General features: G+C 63.6%; 22 protein-coding genes. 15 read left to right on the forward strand and 7 right to left on the reverse strand.

Going from position 1 to position 21,167, the window contains the following annotated elements; all coding sequences use genetic code 11:
- The coding region (locus QM609_RS27510) for a sensor histidine kinase (protein ID WP_283337622.1) at window positions 1-682 on the forward strand (682 nt) is incomplete at its 5' end.
- Window positions 683-708: 26 nt separating this feature from the next.
- Here the strand turns inward: QM609_RS27510 and QM609_RS27515 are convergent.
- On the reverse strand, window positions 709-1,308 hold the full coding sequence (locus tag QM609_RS27515) for a GtrA family protein (protein ID WP_050654895.1): 600 nt from the start codon (window positions 1,306-1,308) through the stop codon (window positions 709-711).
- Between the two features lie 191 nt (window positions 1,309-1,499).
- Between QM609_RS27515 and QM609_RS27520 the strand changes: the two genes are divergently transcribed.
- From QM609_RS27520 to QM609_RS27550, 7 genes are all read left to right on the forward strand, one after another.
- Window positions 1,500-2,699 (forward strand): 5-(carboxyamino)imidazole ribonucleotide synthase, encoded by a 1,200-nt coding sequence (locus QM609_RS27520; RefSeq protein ID WP_249786034.1) that lies wholly within the window; start codon window positions 1,500-1,502, stop codon window positions 2,697-2,699.
- Window positions 2,683-3,195, forward strand: coding sequence for a 5-(carboxyamino)imidazole ribonucleotide mutase (gene purE / locus QM609_RS27525; RefSeq protein ID WP_039973205.1), 513 nt, complete (start codon window positions 2,683-2,685; stop codon window positions 3,193-3,195). Before QM609_RS27520 ends, purE begins: the two co-directional genes overlap by 17 nt.
- 7 nt (window positions 3,196-3,202) lie before the next feature.
- A complete protein-coding gene (locus QM609_RS27530; RefSeq protein WP_050654896.1) occupies window positions 3,203-3,580 on the forward strand; it encodes a hypothetical protein in 378 nt (125 codons plus the stop codon).
- 35 nt (window positions 3,581-3,615) lie between these two features.
- Window positions 3,616-4,803 carry a sensor histidine kinase gene (locus QM609_RS27535; RefSeq protein WP_007731164.1) on the forward strand — a complete coding sequence of 396 codons (1,188 nt, stop codon included), beginning with the start codon at window positions 3,616-3,618 and terminating at the stop codon, window positions 4,801-4,803.
- Between the two features lie 35 nt (window positions 4,804-4,838).
- Window positions 4,839-5,531 (forward strand): response regulator, encoded by a 693-nt coding sequence (locus QM609_RS27540; protein WP_003940960.1) that lies wholly within the window; start codon window positions 4,839-4,841, stop codon window positions 5,529-5,531.
- 134 nt (window positions 5,532-5,665) lie between these two features.
- Window positions 5,666-6,463, forward strand: a complete 798-nt coding sequence (locus tag QM609_RS27545; protein WP_042450120.1) for an ABC transporter ATP-binding protein — start codon at window positions 5,666-5,668, stop codon at window positions 6,461-6,463.
- Complete coding sequence (locus QM609_RS27550) at window positions 6,460-8,910, forward strand: ABC transporter permease (RefSeq protein ID WP_283337623.1); 2,451 nt, start codon at window positions 6,460-6,462, stop codon at window positions 8,908-8,910. The genes QM609_RS27545 and QM609_RS27550 overlap by 4 nt, the downstream gene beginning before the upstream one ends.
- Window positions 8,911-8,913: 3 nt before the next feature.
- On the opposite strand, the gene QM609_RS27555 is transcribed toward QM609_RS27550, so the two are convergent.
- Together QM609_RS27555 and QM609_RS27560 are read right to left on the reverse strand one after the other, a co-directional pair.
- The gene (locus tag QM609_RS27555) at window positions 8,914-9,627 is read right to left on the reverse strand and encodes a TIGR03089 family protein (protein WP_003940786.1); all 714 of its coding nucleotides are present in this window, start codon (window positions 9,625-9,627) and stop codon (window positions 8,914-8,916) included.
- A 38-nt stretch (window positions 9,628-9,665) separates the two neighbouring features.
- Window positions 9,666-11,198 (reverse strand): LCP family protein, encoded by a 1,533-nt coding sequence (locus QM609_RS27560; RefSeq protein ID WP_269609992.1) that lies wholly within the window; start codon window positions 11,196-11,198, stop codon window positions 9,666-9,668.
- Between the two features lie 66 nt (window positions 11,199-11,264).
- On the opposite strand from QM609_RS27560, the gene rfbD reads away from it, so the two are divergent.
- From rfbD to QM609_RS27580, 4 genes are read left to right on the forward strand one after another with little or no spacing between them, the layout of a single operon-like run.
- Window positions 11,265-12,104, forward strand: coding sequence for a dTDP-4-dehydrorhamnose reductase (gene rfbD / locus QM609_RS27565; protein ID WP_003940884.1), 840 nt, complete (start codon window positions 11,265-11,267; stop codon window positions 12,102-12,104).
- Window positions 12,105-12,147: 43 nt separating this feature from the next.
- Entirely contained in the window at window positions 12,148-13,062 is a 915-nt protein-coding gene (locus QM609_RS27570; RefSeq protein ID WP_003940999.1) for a glycosyltransferase family 2 protein, read from the forward strand.
- Window positions 13,059-14,141, forward strand: coding sequence for a mannose-1-phosphate guanylyltransferase (manB, locus tag QM609_RS27575; RefSeq protein WP_037125580.1), 1,083 nt, complete (start codon window positions 13,059-13,061; stop codon window positions 14,139-14,141). Before QM609_RS27570 ends, manB begins: the two co-directional genes overlap by 4 nt.
- 32 nt (window positions 14,142-14,173) lie before the next feature.
- Window positions 14,174-14,944: an SGNH/GDSL hydrolase family protein gene (locus QM609_RS27580; RefSeq protein ID WP_003940765.1), complete on the forward strand. Its 771-nt coding sequence runs from the start codon at window positions 14,174-14,176 to the stop codon at window positions 14,942-14,944.
- Here the strand turns inward: QM609_RS27580 and QM609_RS27585 are convergent.
- The 3 genes from QM609_RS27585 to cofD are packed head-to-tail and all read right to left on the reverse strand — an operon-like array spanning window position 14,935 to window position 17,874.
- Window positions 14,935-15,495, reverse strand: a complete 561-nt coding sequence (locus QM609_RS27585) for an NUDIX hydrolase (protein ID WP_003940680.1) — start codon at window positions 15,493-15,495, stop codon at window positions 14,935-14,937. The genes QM609_RS27580 and QM609_RS27585 overlap by 10 nt on opposite strands.
- Window positions 15,496-15,499: 4 nt before the next feature.
- Window positions 15,500-16,885: a coenzyme F420-0:L-glutamate ligase gene (locus QM609_RS27590; RefSeq protein WP_050654898.1), complete on the reverse strand. Its 1,386-nt coding sequence runs from the start codon at window positions 16,883-16,885 to the stop codon at window positions 15,500-15,502.
- Window positions 16,882-17,874: a 2-phospho-L-lactate transferase gene (gene cofD / locus QM609_RS27595; RefSeq protein WP_003940958.1), complete on the reverse strand. Its 993-nt coding sequence runs from the start codon at window positions 17,872-17,874 to the stop codon at window positions 16,882-16,884. The genes QM609_RS27590 and cofD overlap by 4 nt, the downstream gene beginning before the upstream one ends.
- A 380-nt stretch (window positions 17,875-18,254) precedes the next feature.
- Here cofD and QM609_RS27600 point away from each other — a divergent pair, with 380 nt between their 5' ends.
- Complete coding sequence (locus QM609_RS27600; RefSeq protein WP_020907098.1) at window positions 18,255-18,533, forward strand: WhiB family transcriptional regulator; 279 nt, start codon at window positions 18,255-18,257, stop codon at window positions 18,531-18,533.
- A 175-nt stretch (window positions 18,534-18,708) separates the two neighbouring features.
- Here QM609_RS27600 and QM609_RS27605 read toward each other — a convergent pair whose 3' ends face one another.
- Entirely contained in the window at window positions 18,709-19,197 is a 489-nt protein-coding gene (locus QM609_RS27605) for a metallopeptidase family protein (RefSeq protein ID WP_003940797.1), read from the reverse strand.
- A gap of 79 nt (window positions 19,198-19,276) precedes the next feature.
- Here QM609_RS27605 and QM609_RS27610 point away from each other — a divergent pair, with 79 nt between their 5' ends.
- On the forward strand, window positions 19,277-19,663 hold the full coding sequence (locus QM609_RS27610; RefSeq protein WP_007731177.1) for a DUF3499 domain-containing protein: 387 nt from the start codon (window positions 19,277-19,279) through the stop codon (window positions 19,661-19,663).
- 127 nt (window positions 19,664-19,790) lie between these two features.
- Window positions 19,791-21,164 (forward strand): phosphomannomutase/phosphoglucomutase, encoded by a 1,374-nt coding sequence (locus QM609_RS27615; protein WP_003941022.1) that lies wholly within the window; start codon window positions 19,791-19,793, stop codon window positions 21,162-21,164.
- The last annotated feature ends 3 nt before the right edge of the window (window positions 21,165-21,167 follow it).

Raw genomic sequence — 21,167 nt, forward strand, 5'->3', positions numbered from 1 at the left:
GGTTGCGGACGTCTCGCATCAACTGCGCAGTCGACTGACTGCAGTGCGGCTGCGCCTGGACGAGTTGTCCGTTCACGAAGATCCTGACGTCGTGAACGAGGCAGAGGAAGCCATGGCGCAAGTGGACAGGCTCACCGACGGAATCGACGACCTGATTCGCTCGTCGCGCACCAGTGGGTCATCGGCGAGTCTGGTGTCGGTAGTCGGCGAGCTGGAACAGGTGACTCGCGACTGGCAGGCTCAGTTCGACGGAGAGGGACGCAGGCTGCGCCTACGCGGCGATCGCACGGTGATGGCTGCGACCACAGGTTCGCGTCTGCGTGAAGCTGTTTCCGTTCTGGTCGACAATTCGTTCGAACACGGTGAAGGCACGTGCACGGTGTCGGTGCGATTGATCGACGGTACGGGTCGCAGTTCGTCTCGCCGTGACTCGATGGTGTGCGTCGAGGTCACCGACGAAGGCTCCGGTGTGGAGAACGATCTGGCGCCGCACATCTTCGACAGAGGATTTTCGGGGGCGGGGTCCACCGGCGTCGGGTTGGCGCTCGCACGTGCACTGATCGAAGCCGACGGGGGCCGCCTGGAACTGCAGAGGCGTAAGCCTGCCTTGTTCGCCGTCTTCCTGCCGGTGGCCAACACGGCGCCGACCGCGGACGTCGTTCCGCACCGCGAACCGCGCTGACCGAAAGGTCGGCGCAGACGGAAAACTCAGGAGTGCCCGAGCTCCTCTTCGGCATCAGGAATTACCGGGTCAGGCGCCGTGGTTTCGGATAACGCTGTGGTTTCGGACAATCCTGTGGTGTCGGACAGCTCGAGCGGTTCCGGATTCTCGTCGGGAAACACGAACTTGCGGAAGGCCCAGAATCGGAACGCCATCTGCAGCAGGTTGCCGATGACATATGCACTGATGAAGTCGGCGATGTTCTCCGTCGCCAGGCTGACTTCGGGTACGCGCAGGTTGAAGACGTAACTGGAGATGTACAGCGGGATGAAGCTGATGACGACACCGATGGCGCTGATGATGAAGAACAGCGCAGCTTCGTGCGCTGGTTCACGGCCACCACGGTTCTTGAACGACCACTCGCGGTTGAGAATGTACGACGCGATCACCGCGACGACGCCGGCGATGATCTTGGCCGTGATCGGCTTGGATTCGAGGATCGACAGCTTGAGTGTGTAGAAGATGCCCGAGTCGATGAGGAAGGTCGTTCCGCCGACGATCGCGAATTTGATCAGCTCGCTGTTACGCAGAGCGATGTCACGAAACGGTTGGGGTATGCGGGCAATGACCCCGTCGACAAATGGCACAACAGATGAGTTTACGAAACGAAACCGCGTTACCACCAATTTGCCGCGGATTCATCAGCAGAATCACAGATTGGGAACGCTGAATGAACGGGCGAACGCGGCACATGACAACATAGAGAGCCGTGACCGGCAACAACGATCCCGCGCAGATCCCCGCCCGCCCGACCACCCCTCGACCGGCAAAAGCATCCATGCCCGTCGTCACCATGATCGGTGGCGGACAGTTGGCCAGGATGACTCACCAGGCGGCGGTGGCCCTGGGCCAGACGCTCCGAGTGCTCTCCGGGACTTCGGACGAGCCGGCAGCTCAGGTCAGCCCCGACGTCGTGCTCGGCAGCCACACCGACCTCGACGCTCTTCGCCGCGCAGCGGTCGGTTCCAACGCGTTGACGTTCGACCACGAGCACGTGCCCACTGAGCATCTCGAGGTTCTTGTTGCCGAAGGCGTGAACGTTCAGCCGCCGCCGCAGGCTCTGATCTTCGCTCAGGACAAACTTCTGATGCGTCGCAAACTTGCCGAACTGGGCGCGCCCGTACCTGCGTACGCCGAAGTGACGTGGGCAGAAGACGTCGTGCGTTTCGGTGCCCAACACGGTTGGCCGCTTGTCATCAAGGCAACTCGCGGAGGGTACGACGGCCGCGGAGTCTGGATCACCGACGATCAGGACGAAGCAGAAGCCATTGTCACCGAGCAGCTGGACAAGGGTGTTCCGCTGATCGTCGAGGAAATGGTCTCGATGCGTCGGGAACTGTCCGCCATGGTCGCGCGGTCGCCGTTCGGCCAGGGCGCTACGTGGCCGGTCGTAGAGACCGTTCAGCGCAACGGCCAGTGCGCCGTCGTGATCGCACCTGCTCCCGCCCTTTCGAGTGCCGTTGCCGAGGAAGCCGAACAATTGGCGTTGCGCATCGCGTCCGAGCTCGGTGTTGTCGGCTCGATGGCCGTGGAACTCTTCGAGACGACTGACGGCACTCTCGTGGTCAACGAGCTGGCCATGCGCCCGCACAACTCCGGTCACTGGACGATGGACGGCGCACGCACCTCTCAGTTCGAACAGCATCTGCGTGCAGTTCTCGACTACCCGCTCGGCGAGACCTCGCCGATCGCACCGGTCACGGTGATGGCAAACGTTCTCGGTGCACCGGAAGCGCCCGAGATGACGATGGACGAGCGTGTCCATCACCTGTTCGCTCGAATGCCCGACGCGAAGATCCACCTGTACGGCAAGGGTGAGCGCAAGGATCGCAAGATCGGTCACGTCAACATCGTGGGCGGCGCCGGATCCATCGACGATCCGAATTACGTTGCCGCAGTTCGGGAACGCGCCGAGCGCGCAGCACATTGGCTTTCGTACGCAGTTTGGACCGACGGATGGGATGTACACGGTGAGTGAGAGCGCGCAGGTCGGCCTGATCATGGGCAGCGATTCGGATTGGCCGACCATGGAAGCTGCAGCCGAAGCTTTGGCCGAGTTCGGTATCCGCTTCGAGGTCGGTGTCGTCTCGGCGCACCGCACGCCTCAGCGGATGCTCGACTACGCCAAGGAAGCTTCCGGCCGCGGAATCAAGGTCATCATCGCCGGTGCCGGTGGCGCCGCGCATCTTCCGGGCATGGTTGCCTCGGCTACGCCGTTGCCGGTCATCGGTGTTCCGGTGCCGCTCAAGTACCTCGACGGTATGGATTCGCTGCTTTCGATCGTCCAGATGCCGGCCGGCGTCCCGGTGGCGACAGTGTCGATCGGTGGCGCTCGCAACGCCGGTCTGCTGGCTGCTCGGATTCTCGGTGCTTCGGATCCCGCACTGCAGCAGCGGATGGTGGCGTTCCAGGAGAGCCTCGAGTCGATGGTGCTCGACAAGGACAAGGCGCTCCGCGAAAAACTGCTGGGCTGATCTTCTCGTGTGTGCACGACGCGGGCTGCCGCTGATCCGAGCGAGTCGGGGCAGCGCGCAGTCCGCGTTCGTCACACGCGTCGCCCTGCTGTACGCCAGGATTCTCGGCGCGGACATCCGCTTCGACGACGAGTCCGGGATCTTCGTCGCTTCCGGGCTGTGCAGCGGGTTCGCCAGAGGGGGAACAACTCTCGGTGGTGTGTATCTCACGCGGCGGAACACGACTCGATCCGTCCTTCGTCACGAGGCCGTTCATGCAGACCAATGGGCCAGGTACGGAATCATATTCGGGTTGTTGTACCTGCGTGAGGAACTGCGTCATCGCGGGCCGCGCAACCGCTTCGAAATCGAGGCCGGTCTCGAAGACGGCGGTTACCGCACCTGAGTGAAAGCTCGTCAGTAAAAGCTACTCTTGGCGGCATGGCTCGTTTTCCGACTAGTGAGCGCTTCGTCCGTTGGAGCGCGGATCATGCTCGCGGTGTGGACATCTGCATTGCGACGGTTGCCGCACTGTTCAGCGTTGTCGTGGCGGTCGAGGCGAGTCCGCTGGCGGTGTTCATCTCGCTGGGTATGACCGTTCCGTTGGCGTGGCGACGCTCGCGCCCCGAACTCTCCGGCATGGTGATCGCAGGGTTCGCAGTTCTACACGTGATCTTCATCGGCAACACACTGCTCGCATCGGCCGTTGTCGTCCCCATCTCCCTGTACGCGCTGGCCGCTTACGGCGCTCGGTGGAGTTCACTCACCGGGCTGGTGCTCGCGTTGCTCGGCTCGATTGCCGGAACTGTTCGATACTTCGGCTACGACGGAATCCCGGTGTCCTCCCAGGTCATGCAGTCCGTGGCCGTCATGATCTTCATGCTCGCGGTATGGGCGTTCGGTGACCTGCGTCGAGTCCGCACCAAACAATTGGAAGGCCTGACCGAGCGCGCACGGTTGCTCGAACTCGAGCGTGCGCAGGAAGCGGAAATCGCGACGATCAGCGAACGCTCGAGGATTGCGCGCGAGATGCACGACATCGTTGCTCATTCGTTGACCGTTGTCATCGCTCAGGCCGACGGCGGACGCTACAGCGCGGCCAAGGATCCTCAGGCTGCAATTCAGGCACTCGAAACAATTGCCTCCACCGGCCGCCAAGCGTTGACCGACATGCGATCGCTGCTGTCCGTCCTGCGTGAGGACACGCCCCGTGATTTCTCGGTGATCCCGGGCGCCGGCGACATCGACAGTCTCTTCCACGAGTTACGCAGCAGCGGACTCGACATCGCCGTCAGCGTGACCGGGGAACCACGCGAACTCTCTGCGGGTGCGGGGTTGACGGCCTATCGCATCGTCCAGGAATCGCTGACGAACGTTCTCAAACATGCGGGGCCAGGAGCACAGGCGAGCGTCGAGATGACCTGGGCTGAAACCGAACTCGTTCTCGGTATCACCGACGACGGACGAGGCGGCAGCGCCGCGCTGGTCGAATCGTCACCAGGCGGACAGGGACTGATCGGAATGGCCGAGCGAGCCAAGCTGCACGGAGGCAAAGTGACCGCCGGACCGAAATCAGGCGGCGGATACAGCGTCCGGGCCGTCTTGCCGTACGAACGAACGTCTGGGTAGGTCTAGAAACGTCCGAAGGTCTTAAGGTGAGTGGCATGGACGAACACGTGGCTCCGATCGCAGTGGCACTGATCGACGATCAGCAGCTGGTCCGCGCAGGTTTTCGAATGGTCATCGACTCACAGCCGGATCTGTCGGTGGTTGTCGAGGCTTCGGACGGTCAGCAGGCGTTGACCGAGTTGGCCGCCCGTCATGTCGACGTCGTTCTGATGGATGTCCAGATGCCGAAGATGGACGGCATCGAGGCGACTCGTCGGCTCCTGGCCGACCCCGATGCGCCGAAGGTCGTGGTGCTCACCACCTTCGACAACGACGAGTACGTGATGTCGGCTATCCGGGCGGGCGCCAGTGGTTTCCTGCTCAAGGACGTGCCACCGGAGCAGTTGCTCGACGCCATCCGCACCGTGCACCGCGGGGACGCGGTGATCGAAGCCCGGGCCACTCGGCGACTGCTTCAGCACGTCGGGCCACTCCTGGAAGGCTCGGCGCCCGAAGCGCAGTTGCCCGAAGAGTTGACGCCGCGCGAGGTCGAGGTGCTCGAAGCCATGGCGTACGGGCTGTCGAATTCGGAGATCGCTGCGAAATTCCACGTCTCCGAGACGACAGTGAAAACCCATGTCGGACGGGTTCTTTCGAAGACTCATTCTCGTGATCGTGTACAGGCAGTCGTCTTCGCCTTCCAGATCGGACTTGTCCGGCGCGCAGATCTCCTCGGCACCGAGGGCTGACACGCCGCCCTGTCCAGTCCTACCCCGGGATGACACCGGGCTCTCCAAGATCGCCCCGCACTCCGACGCGGAGACCACTTGCGCTGCAATAACGTCGATTCCGTCATAGCGAGAAGCTTTACGGAGGGCAAAAAATGCATGCGCACACCACGACGGAACCAGCCGCAGTGCCGGCGATCACTGCCCGCGGTGTCACCAAGGTGTACGGCACCGGTGAGACCACGGTTCACGCGCTCGGCGGAGTCGACGTGGACTTCGGTCGCGAGCGGTTCACCGCGATCATGGGCCCGTCCGGCTCCGGAAAGTCGACGCTCATGCACTGCCTGGCCGGACTCGACACGGTCTCGGGTGGGCAGGTTTTCCTGGGCGACACCGAAGTCACGAAACTCGGCGACACGGAGCTCACCGAACTGCGACGCGAGCGAATCGGATTCGTCTTCCAAGCGTTCAACCTGCTACCGGTGCTCACTGCTCGGGAGAACATGCTGCTGCCGATGAAGCTGGCAGGTAGTGAACCCTCGCCCGAGTGGATGGACGAGGTGATCGGCAAGCTGGGCCTGTCGCAGCGTCTCGATCACCTGCCGCACGAATTGTCGGGCGGTCAGCAGCAACGCGTAGCCGTCGCCCGCGCACTACTGCCGCAGCCCGACGTGATCTTTGCCGACGAGCCTACCGGCAACCTGGATTCCCGTTCCGGGACAGAGGTTCTGGGACTCTTGCGCACCAGTGTCCGGGAGACCGGTCAGACGGTCGTGATGGTGACACACGATCCGGTGGCGGCGTCGTACGCGGATCGAGTCGTGTTGATCGCGGACGGGCGTATAGCCGGAGAGATCGACCATCCCACCGTCGACTCGGTGATCGGTGCCATGCGAGCTCTCGGTGCCGACGACCTGGCCGATGTTCCTGCAGTTTCGGGTGCACTGCGATGAGAGGTCTGGCTTTTGCGCAGGCGCGGGCACATGCCGGGCGCTATGTGGCGTCGATACTCGCGGTGGTGATCGCCGTCGGATACATCGTCGCGACTTTGACCTTGAGCTCGACGGTCGACGCGAGTGTGAGCAAATCACTTGCGACGCAATACGAAACCACAGATGTCGTCGCGTCCGGTCCAGGCGTGACAGAAGCACTGCTGAGCGCGGTGCCGGGCGTCTCGGCGGTGGCCGACGACGTGTCGACCTATGTTCGTGTCGACTCCGAGGCAAAGGGCGCGTCCTACGGGGATGCGCTCTCGATTGCCGACAGTCCCGAATTGCGTTGGGAGAAGGTGTCGGAGGGATCGATTCCGGCCGGTCTGGGGCAGGTGTTGGTGAGCGCGGACTCCGGGATACCGATCGGTGCCCGAATCACAGTCACGGCACGGGATTCGACGGTCGGTGCCGCCGCACCCACCGCGGAGGTAGTCGGACTGGTCGACCTCTCCGGTTCGGCGCAACGTCTGGGCGGGATCAAAATATTCACCACTGCCGAACAGGTGAGCGCGTGGGCCGGTGACAGTGCCGAACGTGAGTTCCGTGTCGCCGGTGACGGTTCACGCTCTCAGCAAGAACTCGTGGATTCGATCTCGAGCGCGTTGCCCGCGGACTCCACCGTGCTGACCGGCGAAGAAGCCACAGACAACGCCGCAGCCGAATACATGGGCGGCACCAAGATCCTCAGCACGGTGTTGCTCGCCTTCGGCGCCATCGCCGTTGTTGTTGCCGCGCTGGTGATCGCCAATACATTTGCCGTGCTGCTCGCGGCGCGCACTCAGGAACTTGCGTTGCTGCGATGCGTCGGCGCCACGGCCAAACAGGTTCGCCGGAGCATTCGCAGTGAAGCCGCGGCGGTCGGCGTGATCGCCTCGGTGATCGGCGTCGGACTGGGTGTCGGACTTGCCTGGGCAATCGGTCGCGTAGCAACGGCCGCAGATGTGCCGGTTCCTCTTTCGTCACTGAGCGTCACCCCGGTGACCGTGCTCGTCGGTCTTGCCGTCGGCATCGTGATGACGATGCTCGCTGCATCTGCGCCCGGGCGGGCGGCAACGAGGCTCTCCCCGCTGTCAGCACTGCAGCCGATGGAGTCCAAGCCCGAGAGCGTTCAGGTATCGGTGGTGCGCCGGGTTCTCGGCGTGGTGATCCTGCTCGCGGGCATAGCGATGACCGTCCTGGGAGTGACGAATCAGCAGGTGCCGGCCGCAACCGCCGGTGGATTGTTCTCGTTCCTGGGGATCGCGGCACTGTCCGGTCGAATCGTGCCTGCACTGATCAATGCGGCCGGCGGAGTGTTGGCGAGACTGATCGGTCCGGTGGGAAGCCTGGCAGCAGGCAACGCCGGTCGGAACCCACGCCGCACGTCGGCGACGGCCACCGCATTGTTGATCGGTGTGGCCTTGACGAGCACGCTCGTCGTGGGAATCGCGACGGTCAAGGAAGCCGCACCCGCGGCGATGGACAGTCAATTCCCCGTCGACGTCATGGTGAGCAGTTCCGGTTCGGCACCGCTTCCCGCAGGGTTGGGCACAGACATCGCCGCGGTCAACGGTGTCGGCGCGGTGAGCGGTCTGGACAAGGCCGAACTGACGATCGACGGACGCGGTTCGTTGGCCGGATTCGGCGTCGACGCTGCTCGGGTGAAAGATGTTCTGCGTACCGAGATCTCGGTGCCCGCGGCCGGTCAGTTGGTGCTCTCGCCCGCTGACCTGACCGAATACAAGCTCTCGGCGGGCGATACGGCGACGGTGCGTGGGGATCGCGGCATCGTGAACGTCAGCGTGGTCGAGGGCGCGAAAGGTCAACCAGCACTACTGGATCGAGGCGATCTCGGTGCAGCGGCCACCGCGCCGACCACCGATTCGTACTGGGTAAGGCTGGGGACGGATACTGACGAACAGGCTTTGGCCGCCACCGACCGCATCACGGAACTGGCACGCCAGGAAGCGCCGGGCAGCGATGTTCAGGGCATGACCGAGATGCGTTCAGCTCTCGATTCGATCCTCGACACCATGCTCATGGTGGTTGCCGGATTGCTGTCGGTAGCGGTGTTGATTGCTTTGATCGGCGTCGGAAACACCATGGCACTGTCCGTTCTCGAACGGCGCCGCGAATCCGGACTGCTTCGCGCACTCGGACTGACCAAGAAGGGAATTCGAGCCATGTTGATCTGGGAAGCGCTGCTCGTGGCAGGAGTCGCATCGGTGATCGGAGTGCTGTTCGGGATGGTGTTCGGTGTAGCCGGTACCGCATCGGTATTCGGGATCGAGGACGTCGCCCTCAGCGCAGTGCCGTGGGTGCAGTTGGTAGCCATCGTGTTGATCGGCGGAATTTGCGGTGTGATCGCGTCACTGCTCCCCGCTAGGCGGGCGGGGCTGGTGTCACCGGTGACAGCTCTCGCGAGCTAGCGTTCAGAACTGTTTCGTGACCTTCTCGGTGCCCACTCGGCGCGCGGTAGCTTCCGCGTCCGGGTGGGCCACCTGCACGAGTGAGGCGCCCGCGGCGAGAACTGCCAGAAGCCCGTCGATCAATTCGTCTGCCGTGTCCCACGTGCGACTGGAGAGGACACGATCCGTCGACACCAATTCGACGTTCTTCGCCGATGCCCGTGCCGCGTCGATCGTGTCCGCTACGGACCGGCCTTCGAGCGCCGAACCGGCCCCGGCGCTACGGAACTGGTCGCCGTGCACACGGATGGAGGTTGCGTAGTCGGCGACGCCGAGCGGAAGATCGCTCAAACCTTTGCCGAACGCGTCGAGGGAGAGTGCGGCTACTTCCGGTACGTCCGCAACATCGTCCAGTCGGTCGGCAGTGACAAAAGCCAGTTCGGCGTCGGCGTCGGGGGAGAGGACCACCTCACCGCCTGCCCACCACACACCCAGCAAGACGGCGACGCTCTGCCAGTGCGCGGGAAGCAGCACGGCAACTTTGCCGCCGGGCTCGAGAGCGAACTCGTCGCGGACCATATTCGCTGTCTTTGCCGCCCAGTTGGCCAGAGTGCTCGCAGACAATTCGATGCGCTCGCCGGTGGCGTCGTCGTAGTAGGTCACGCGAGGGCCGGCCGGGTCGGCAGCCAGGATCGGTCCGAGGAGGGCGTCGGTCAGGTTGTCTACAGGCGAAGGCACGTCGTCAGCTTACGCAGCCGCTCACTTCACACAATTTTTCAGTTGACACAGCGTGGGCCGTTGGAGGCCGCGTCGATCGGCGGACCGGGAGGGGCGGGAGTGGGGCTGGTCTCGGTGGTGCTCGACGATTCAGTCGTGCTTGTCGCTCCTTCGGACGGGGATACCGCGTCCGCGGACTGCGGGCCGCTGTAGTCCTCGGCAATGACAACCCGAACCTTGCCCGAGGACAATGACGAATCCTCCTTGACCGTCAGACCGCCGAGTGCCTCGGCCACCGCGAGTGCTGCGTCGTCGTCCGCGGACTTTGCGAACACCGTCGATTCGGTGACGTCCGAGCCGGTGTTGTTGCCGACCTGACCCTGCTTGTACCCGAGGGCACTCAACGCTTCGGAAACACCGCTGGCCAACCCTGCGACGTCACTGGCGTTTGCGACGTCGACCGTGATCGAGGACGCATTCACCGTGGTCGGTGCTTCGGAGGTCTCCTCCGAGTCCTCGCTGTCGGCGCCGACCAATCCCGCGATGTACTTCTTGACGGCCTTGGGATCGACCTTGACGATGGACTCGCCGTAGTCGGTCATGCCGTTGATGTCGAGAACGGGAATGGTCTCGAATTGCACCTTGCCGCCGGCCAGATTCTGCAACTGCTTGGCGAACTCGATGATGTCCCAGTCGTCGTCGATCACGACGGAACGCTGGACAGCCGAGGTCAGCTGACTGAGCTTGCCGGGGTCACTGAGGGTTTTTGCGCTGAGTACCTTGCTGACGAGAGAAGCCATGAACACCTGCTGGCGAACGATCCGGTCCAGGTCGCCGCGAGGAAGGTCGTGTCGTTGTCGCACGAAGCTCAGCGCGTCGGCGCCGTCGAGTGTCTGTTTCCCGGCCGCGAAATTGGCTCCGGACATCGGTTCGTCTACCGGCGCGTTGAGGCACACGTCGACTCCGCCCACTGCGTTGGTCAGCAGGACGAATCCGAGTAGTCCGACTTCGGCGTAGTGATCGACGGTGATGCCGGTCAGATTCGCCACCGCTCCGATGAGCGCGGTCCGGCCGGCTTCGGTCGACTTCTTGTCTGCGTCGCTGTCGGACGACCCGTTGTTGACCAACTTCAGCCGCTCGGTTTCCTTGGTGGCACCGAACGCGGCGTTGATCTTCGACATACCGATACCCGGGACGTTGACGTACGCGTCGCGGGGAATCGAGATCGCGGTCGCGGAACTCCCGTCGTTGGGGACGCGGATCAAGATGATGGTGTCGGTATTGGACGCAACTTCCTCACCTGCGCGCAACGAGTCGAGCTCGCTTTGTGAGAGCGGGTTGCCGTGCGCGTCCGTTCGACTGTCCGTTCCCACCATCAGAATGTCGATGGCGCCGTCCTTGCCGCCACCGAGGCCGAGTCCGCTGGCAGTGGCAAGGCTGTTTCTCAACGAGTCCACACCCCGCCACGCGAACCCGGTGACCAGCAGTACGAGCACGGACAGCACCGCGACCGCTATGCGAGCCGGGCTCGTCTTGGTCCGAATCGGCGCAGGTCGTGGACGCGCGCGGCGCTGCGGTTGCTGGTGGGACACCCCTTCAGGTTACTGGTCCGATGCTCGGCCGCGGGTACCTCGACGCGGCGTGCCAGACTCAACCGTGTGACGAATATCCTGCTCACCGGCGCCCGAGGGCAGCTCGGAACACGTATCGATGCTCTCGCAACGTCGGCGGGTCACACTGTGACGGCCGTCGGTTCCCGCGAGCTCGACATCACCGACAGCCGCGCGGTCGACGACTTCGTCTCGCCTGGTTCGGTGCTGATCAACTGCGCTGCGTACACGGCCGTCGATGCTGCCGAGACCGACCAGGAGGCGGCGAGGGCGGTCAACGAGATCGGACCGCGGAATCTCGCGCAAGCCTGTGCGCGGGTGGGTTCGCGGTTGATCCACGTTTCGACGGACTACGTCTTTCCGGGCGATGCAAGCTCGCCATACGACGTCGATGCACCGACCGGTCCCGCGACGGTCTACGGCCGAACCAAACTGGACGGCGAGATCGCTGTTCGAGAGTCGGGGGCTGACGCGGCCGTTGTCCGCACCGCGTGGGTGTACTCCGGTGTCGGCACGGATTTTGTCGCCACGATGAGAAGGCTCGAAGCCGAACGCGAATTCGTGAACGTCGTGGACGACCAGATCGGGTCACCCACGTACAGCGTCGATCTGGCCGGCGGCATCGTCGAACTCGCGCTGCTGGACTTCACGGGTGCGTCGACATTCCACGTGACCAACGGCGGGCAAGCAAGTTGGTACGAGTTGGCGCGAGCTGTTTTCGAGGAGATCGGAGCAGACCCTGCTCGGGTGCGCCCGTGCAGTAGTGCGGAGTTCGTACGCCCTGCCCCGCGCCCGGCATATTCGGTCTTGTCCGAGCGCGCGTGGGTTACCGCGGGAATGACGCCGCTGCGTCCGTGGCGAGAGGCTCTGCACGCCGCTCTGGCGTGAGCATTGTTCGGGACAGTGGCCGCGGACGGCTAGGCTGACCGGCGTGAGTCCCAAGCTGGCCGTGGTAACGGTGACCTACTCGCCAGGCGAGCATCTCGAGAATTTCTTGAGCACGCTCGCTGTGGCGACGACAGAAAAACCCCAGGTCATCATGGCCGACAATGGGTCGACCGATGGTGCCCCCGAGGCCGCCGATGCCAAGTACGAGCATGTCCGTCTGCTTCGAACCGGCGGAAACATCGGGTACGGGGGAGCGATAAATCGGGCTGTAGCGGAGATCGATTCGTCGATCGAATTCGTCGTGATTTCCAACCCGGACGTCCAATGGGCACCCGGTTCACTCGACGAATTGGTGGCTGCGGCAAATCGGTGGCCAAGGGCCGGTGCACTGGGGCCGAAGGTCCTCGAACCGGACGGCAGTGTCTATCCGTCGGCGCGAACGGTGCCCGACATCACCTCGGGCGTCGGGCACGCGTTGCTCGGTACCGTATGGCCGAAGAACCCGTGGACTGCTCGTTACCGTCAGGAGAACGAGGCCGTCACCGAGCGTGCAGTGGGGTGGCTTTCCGGGTCGTGCCTGCTGGTGCGACGCGACGCCTTCGACACCATCTCCGGTTTCGACTCTCGTTACTTCATGTACATGGAGGACGTGGACTTCGGTGACCGCCTCGGAAAAGCCGGGTGGCTCAACGTATTCGTCCCCTCGGCCGTCGTCACCCATGCCAAAGGCCATGCGGCAGGACGTCATCCGGAACTGATGTTGCCTGCCCATCATCGCAGTGCGTACCAGTTCCAGGCTGATCGCCATCCGCACTGGTGGCAGGCTCCGCTACGACTTGCCTTGCGCGGTGGCCTCGCGGTGCGATCCAAGATCGCCGTAGCTTCTGCAGTTCGCGAGCGCGCTCGCACCGACAACTCGACCGACAACCCATCAGTTTCGAACCACGGGGGAAAATGATGTCCGATCCGAATCCGACCGACGCCGTAATCCTGGTAGGCGGCAAGGGCACTCGGCTGCGTCCGTTGACGCTGTCGGCGCCCAAGCCGATGCTTCCGACAGCCGGCCTTCCGTTCCTGACGCACCTGCTCGCCCGCATCGAGGCAGCCGGAATCAAGCACGTCGTGCTCGGAACGTCCTTCAAGGCAGAGGTATTCGAGGACTACTTCGGCGACGGCTCCAAGATGGGCCTCGAGATCGACTACGTCTTCGAGACCGAACCGCTGGGCACCGGTGGCGGAATCCGCAACGTTCTGCCGAAGTTGCGCGGTGACAACGTCATGGTGTTCAACGGCGACGTGCTCGGTGGCACCGATCTGAACGGCATTCTCGAGACCCACGAGAAGACGGACGCCGACGTGACCCTGCATCTGGTTCGTGTGGGAGACCCGCGAGCATTCGGTTGTGTTCCGACCGACGAGGACGGACGAGTCTCGGCATTCCTGGAGAAGACCCAGGATCCGCCGACGGATCAGATCAACGCCGGCTGCTACGTCTTCAAGCGCGAGATCATCGAACAGATCCCCGAAGGACGACCGGTATCGGTCGAGCGCGAGGTGTTCCCGAATCTCCTGGCCGAGGGCAAGCGGGTGTTCGGCCACGTCGACTCGTCGTACTGGCGTGACATGGGAACCCCCGAGGACTTCGTTCGCGGTTCCGCCGACCTGGTGCGAGGTATCGCACCTTCGCCGGCTCTCGAAGGTCCGCGCGGCGAGTCGCTGGTTCACCCCGGAGCCGGAATCGCGCCGGGCGCTGTTCTGATCGGCGGCACGGTTGTCGGTCGAGGCGCAGAAGTTGGTGCAGGCGCTCGCCTCGACGGTGCAATTCTCTTCGACGGCGCCGTTGTGGAAGCCGGCGCGGTGGTCGAACGATCGATCCTCGGATTCGGCGTCCGTATCGGACCCCGAGCGCTGGTCCGCGACGCTGTCATCGGAGACGGCGCGGACATCGGTGCGCGGTGTGAATTGTTGCGCGGCGCACGCGTGTGGCCGGGGGTGACGCTGCCGGACGGTGGCGTGCGCTTCAGCACAGATGTGTGATCGTTAGCTGACCTACTGGAATACTGGCGGGTATGACTTCTCTTCCGAGCCGTTACGTTGCCCTCGGTGACTCGTTCACCGAGGGCGTCGGCGACGCCGACGAACGATTCCCCAACGGTCTGCGCGGGTGGGCAGACCGAGTGGCCGAGCAGCTGGCGGTGAACAATCCCGACTTCCGCTACGCCAACCTGGCGATTCGTGGTCGCCTACTCGGACCGATCATCGACGAGCAGTTGGAACCCGCTCTGGCGTTGAAGCCCGATCTGGTGACCATCTACGCCGGCGGAAACGACATGATGCGTCCGAAGCTCGACATCGATGCGATGGTCGCCCGCTACGATTCGGCAATCGGTCAGCTCACTGCATCCGGCGCTCGGGTTCTGATGTTCACCGCGTACGACACCGGATGGTCCGCCTTCTTCGGCAAGCTCCGCGGACGTCTGGCGATCTACAACGAGCTTGTTCGCGAGGTGGCCGACCGCCACGACGCGACCCTCGTCGACTTCTGGCGATTCTCCGAATATCAGGACCTTCGGATGTGGGACTGGGATCGCCTCCACATGTCGCCCTCCGGGCACGAGAACATGGCGACGCGTGTGCTCGACGTGCTCGGCGTCGAACACGGATTGACCCCGCCCGATCTCGGGCCTGCGCCGGTTCTCACGAAAGCCGAAACTCGTCGCGAGGATCGTCAATGGGCGCGAGAGTTCTTGGTGCCGTGGGTAGCTCGGCGCGTGAAGGGAACATCGTCGGGCGACGGCGTGAGCGCCAAGCAGCCCCAGCTTTCTCCGATTCAGTCCTGATTCTTGCGCTGACGGGCGAGCGCGACCAGGTGGTCGATGGTCTCGCGTTCCGCTGTAGGTGGGAGCGCGTCCACCGGCCACCATCTGAGGTCGGTGGACTCTGCGCTGCGGACGATATGTGAATTGTCCGGCGCCACAACAAGAAACCGTAGATCGAGATGGCGAGTCGGTACTCCGAGTGAGCACGTGATCGGATGCGTGTGGGCGGAGAGTAGGTCCGCGTCTATCCGAACGTCGTGAATTCCGGACTCCTCGCGAGCTTCCCGCAATGCCGCATCTACCACCGTCTCGTCGTCGGGCTCGCAGTGGCCGCCGAGCTGAATCCACCTGCCCACCTTGGGATGCAGGGTCAGCAAGACGTGGCAGCCACTCTCGTCGAGAACGAGAGACGACGCGGTGATGTGTCCCGGTGCGTGGCGACGAAGGCAGCCGTCCGGAGCCGAATCGAGGAACGCGAGCATCGTGTGCCGCAATGATTCGTCCGCTTCGGAGGACGTCTCCCAGCCCTCCAGGACGCCCTTGGCGGAGGCGTGCAGCGATTCGGCTGACATGGACCTACAGCTCCACCAACGCGTCCCCGGGGGCGGAGACAGAGCGCGGAGTCAGTGATTCGAGGGGGTGCCCGATTGCGATGGCACCGAGTGGCTGCCAATCCGCCGGGAGATCGAGTTGTTCGCGTACGAGATCGGCGGCGAAGATCGTCGATCCGATCCAGCAGCTTCCCACGCCGCGGGTGGCCAACGAGACCAGCAGTCCCTGCACTGCCGCGCCGGCGGCGACCGTGAACATCGTCGACTCCGCCGCGGTTCGTCCGGCATCCGGATAACTGTGTGCGCCATCGGGCACGCAGAAGGGAATGACGACCTCGGGGGCGTCGAACAGGATGTTTCCGCGGGCAACCCGGGCCTCGACGGATTCGTCACTGCGACCGTCGGCGCGAAGATCGGCGGCCCACTTCTCGCGCATCTGCTCGAGAAGAGCCGTGCGGACCGACTCCGTGCGTAGCCACACGAATCGAACCGGTCTCGTGTGGTGCGGTGCGGGAGCGGTGAGTGCCTCGGCGATCGAGCTGCGAATGATCTCCGCGTCGACGGGATCACTTGCGAACTGTCGGACCGATCGACGCAACAGCAGCGCCTGGCCACGGCCCATCGCCGTAGCTTCCTCGGTGCCCAGCCAGAACAGATCGTCCGGGCCGCGGCGAATCAGATCCTGGCCACTCGAACCGTCGTCCTCGAACCGAAGCCCACGAACGACGGCGACGGGAACGCCGCCCAGCTTGCCCTTGACCAAGTCGCCCGCAGCGGCGATTTCGTCCGCGATCGCGATCTCGGTGACGATCAGATCGTTGCCTTGACTGTCCTGTGCTCCGAGGTAGCCGTGCAGGACCGGAATGCCGGAGGAACCGATTGCGGCGTCGGTCTGCCCGTTGCGCCACGCACGACCCATCGTGTCGGTGACGACGACGGCGACGGACTTGCCCGTGCTCTCGAGAATTCGGGCGCGCAGACCCGCAGCGCTCGCATCCGGATCCACGGGGAGTAGCGCCAATTCGGCACCGTCGACGTTGGAGCCGTCGATGCCCGATGCGGCCTGCACGATTCCGAGTTTGTTCTCGGTGATCAGAGTGCGGCCCTTGCGTGCCACGACGCGGACGGCTTCCTGATCCACCAGGAGGCGTCGTGCCGCGTCGCGCTCTTCCGGATCGGTCGGTGAGGAAACGATGCGACCCTCGACTTTGGAGAACACCTTGCTCGTGACGACAACGACGTCGCCGCTCTCGAGCCACGGCGTCGCGTCGACGACAGCGGTGGCCAAGTCGTCTCCGGGCCGGAACTCGGGAAGCCCGAGCACGGGAATGACTTCGATTGCGGCGCCGGGGGAGTGATCACCGGGAGAGTGATTTCTGTCGCGGCTTGCTTCGGTTCCGGGCTCGGTCACAGTTCGACTCCGGCGATCTCGAAAGCCGTGCGAACCATTTTCGCGGTCTCTTCGGGGGACGTCATCAAAAGTGGGATGCTTCGCACGTCCACCCCGTCGATGTCGGCCGTGTCACCTTCGTCGACGAGCCAGCCGTCGAGAATGCCGTTGATCGAACGAGCTCCGTAGTGGCGACCGATCGCCTCCGAAGTCGTCTCGACCCCGATCACCTCGAGGCACTCGTCAGCCATGCCGCGCAACGGTTTTCCGCCGATGACGGGGGAGAGGCCGACAACCTTGGCCGCGGTTGTTCGCAGGGCACCGCGAATGCCGGGCACCGCGAGGATCGCGCCGACGCTCACGACGGGATTGGACGGTGCGATCAGCACGATGTCGGCACCGTCGATCGCCTCGACCACCCCTGGCGCGGGCTTGGCCTGCTCGGCGCCGACGTGAGCGAAGCTGTGCGTTTCCACCTGTGCCCGATGGCGTACCCACCACTCCTGGAAATGAATCGCCTTCTGCTCACCGTCTTCCGGATCGGTGATCACGACGTGTGTTTCGCTGCGGTCGTCGCTCACGGGAAGCAGTGCGACACCGGGATTCCAGCGATTGCACAACGCTTCGGTGATCGCGGACAACGGATATCCCGTGCGGAGCATCTGGCTGCGAATCAAATGCGTTGCGATATCGCGATCTCCGAGGCCGAACCAGTCCGGCTTCGCTCCGTATGCCGCGAGTTCTTCTTTCGCATTCCAGGTTTCGCCGGCGTGCCCCCACCCGCGTTCGGTGTCGATACCGCCGCCGAGTGTGTACATACAAGTGTCCAGATCGGGGCAGATGCGCAGACCGTGCATCCACACGTCGTCCCCGACGTTGACGACGGCCGTGATGCGATGTGGGCCTTCGTATTTCTCGAGGGATTCACCACCGGCGATTCCGAGCGCGTTTTGAACACCTTGAAGGAAACGGGCCCCGCCGACGCCGCCAACCAATACAGTCACGTTCACGACAACAGAGCCTAGGCGGTCGGCGCGTCGTCGTGTCTGGCGGGCAGAAGGTCCCGTCAATTGAGGGCCGGAATACTAATGGATTCATCCCGTTTAGCTTGACCGCGACACGCTGGACGTGTGTAATCTCAAATGTGTCATTCCAACCGCTACTTGTGAGTTCACTTGCAGCGGGGCCGGTTTCGAACACAGTTTCGAACGGTCGACGGGGTGGGGTTGAAGATGGAGTGAAAATTCTGCGCTATTACAGGTGAGGAGGCGGAACGATGCCCAATGAAAATGTCGAGATCAGTTCTCTCGCAATGACAGTAAGCGACGAACCGCAGACCGATTCCCGAGCAGGCGCAGCAGAAGGTGCCTGCAGCAGTGAGTTCGACGGTATGAGTACTCGGCCAGTGCTGAGTCTCGTCACCGGCTTCGAAGAATTGTTCGACACCATCGAGGATCAGTGGCAGGAGCGTGCTCTCTGCGCGCAGACCGATCCCGAAGCGTTCTTTCCTGAAAAGGGAGGATCGACGAGGGAAGCAAAACGGATCTGCCTCGGTTGTGAAGTTCGTGACGAGTGCCTCGAGTACGCGCTCGCGAACGACGAACGGTTCGGAATCTGGGGAGGGTTGTCCGAGCGCGAGCGTCGGCGACTCAAGCGGGGGATCATCTGATCTGCTGCTGAATCGGTTCTGTCAGCGTCGGGGCTGACGGGCGGTCTTCGAAAGTCTGACCTGCAACGGGGAATTGCAGGTCAAGCAACGACTGTTTTGTTCTTCGTGTGGATTTACTTCTTCGTGTGACATCAGTTTTTTCGTCTGACAGTGCGTCAGTCCTCGTCGGGCAGTATCAGTCCTCGTCGGGCAGCGTGGGGTCGATGACCTGTGGGTCGACGCCCAGATACGTGCCGACTTGATGGACCAACACGTCGTGCACCAGATCCGTGAGTTCTTCCGGATCCTTCGCTCGCTGCTCCAATGGGCGGCGAAACAGCACAATTCTTGCGCGAGTCGTATTTCCGTGACGGTCGATTCCGGCCGGAATCAGTCGTGACAGTGGAACCGGGCCGTCTGCGATGACCTCCGGCGGCCATGTGACGGACTCCGGATCGTGGGCGTGAATCTTCGGAACTTCGTCCACTGCGATGTCGAGTTTCGTCAGCCGGTCGTGCCATGCGAGGTCGACGGGAGAGAAGGCGTCGAGCACCAGGAGATCGAACTTCTCCGCGCGGGTACGCCTGGCGGGCACCTCCGGGGGAAGTAGCGGTCCGCGCAGGCCACGGCCGTGTCGCTCGATGGAACGAGTGGTGACCGAGCGTCGGCGGCGGGCTTGTGGCATGGCGCCAGATTACGACAGGAGAAACTGCTCGGTGTGTCCGAGTAGGTTCCGGACGTGGGGAGGGCTAGGCTCCGTACCTGTGAGATCTCTGCGTCGCTGCTGCCGCCCCGGGTGCAAGAACCCCGCCGTCGCGACGCTTACGTATGTCTACTCGGACTCCACTGCGGTTGTCGGGCCGCTGGCAACCGTCGCCGAGCCCCATTCATGGGATTTGTGTGACACTCACGGCTCTCGAATCACCGCCCCCAAGGGGTGGGAACTCGTCCGCCACGAAGGCGGATTCGCGTCGAGTACTCCCGACGAAGACGATCTGACCGCTTTGGCTGAAGCTGTACGTGAGGCCGGTCTCGGAGATCGCAGCAAGTCCAACGTCGATGCAGATGAGGACATACGTCCCGCAGCTCCGAGTACTGCCCGTACAGGGCGTCGTGGACACCTACGCGTTCTGCCCGACCCGTCCAACTGACGCGAGATTCGTCGCCGTAGACGCTAGGCTCGACCGAGTACTTCCACACCCGAGTACTGCGAATCTCCGGACGCCATGCGCCCGGACGTTCCCGTCTGTGAGGGTGCATGCACAAGGAGAGTTTTCAGTGGGGCGAACAGCCGAGTCGGTTGCTGCAATCATCAAGGCGTACGACGTACGCGGTGTGGTCGGTGAGCAGATCGACGAAGATTTTGTCCGCGACGTCGGTGCGTCGTTCGCCCGCCTGGTCCGCGACGAGGCCGGCGCCGCCACGACGGTTGTGATCGGCTACGACATGCGCGCATCGTCGCCCACACTGTCTTCGGCTTTCGGTGACGGCGTGCTTGCTCAAGGGCTCGACGTCGTCTACATCGGATTGGCGTCGACCGACGAGCTCTACTTTGCATCCGGTTTGCTGAACTGCCCGGGCGCGATGTTCACGGCGAGCCACAATCCCGCCAAGTACAACGGCATCAAGATGTGTCGGGCCGGCGCCAAGCCGGTCGGTCAGGACACCGGCCTCGCAGTCATCTCCGCCGAGGTCGTCTCGGGTGTTCCCGCGTACGACGGACCGGCAGGCACCGCCAGCACCAAGGACGTCCTCGAGGAATACGCGAGCTACCTCCGCGGATTGGTCGACCTGGCTGCGTTGCGCCCGCTGAAGGTCGCAGTCGATGCAGGCAACGGTATGGGCGGCCATACCGCGCCGGCCGTATTCGGGCCGATGCCCCTCGACGTCCTGCCGCTGTACTTCGAGCTCGACGGCACGTTCCCCAACCACGAAGCCAATCCGCTCGATCCGGCCAACCTCGTCGACCTGCAGGCCTACGTGCGCGAAACCGGAGCGGACATCGGCTTGGCGTTCGACGGTGACGCGGACCGTTGCTTCGTCGTAGACGAGAAGGGCGACCCGGTCTCGCCGTCCGCGGTGACGGCACTTGTCGCCAAGCGCGAACTCGCGAAGGAACCGGGCGCGTCGATCATCCACAACCTGATCACGTCACGGGCAGTGCCCGAACTGGTCGAAGAACTCGGCGGCGTCGCTATTCGTACCCGAGTCGGCCACTCGTTCATCAAGCAGGAGATGGCCGAGACCGGTGCGGTGTTCGGCGGCGAGCACTCCGCTCACTACTACTTCCGCGACTTCTGGGGCGCCGACTCCGGCATGCTCGCGGCGCTGCACGTACTCGCCGCACTGGGCGAGCAGGATCGTCCGCTCTCCGAGTTGATGGCGGAGTACACCCGCTACGCGGCCTCGGGCGAGATCAACTCCACCGTGGCTGACGCGGCAGATCGTACGGCCGCTGTACTGGCGGCATTTGCCGACCGCACCGAGTCGGTGGATCGCCTCGACGGTGTCACGGTCAGTCTCGAGGGAAATGCCTGGTTCAACTTGCGCGCGTCCAACACCGAACCACTGCTGCGACTCAACGTCGAAGCACCCACGTCCGCCGATGTCGACGCATTGGTGAACGAAATTCTGGCGATCGTCCGGGCTTGAATC

Origin of the sequence: Rhodococcus sp. IEGM 1302 (assembly GCF_030056935.1) — a bacterium.
GTDB lineage: Bacteria > Actinomycetota > Actinomycetes > Mycobacteriales > Mycobacteriaceae > Rhodococcus_F > Rhodococcus_F qingshengii.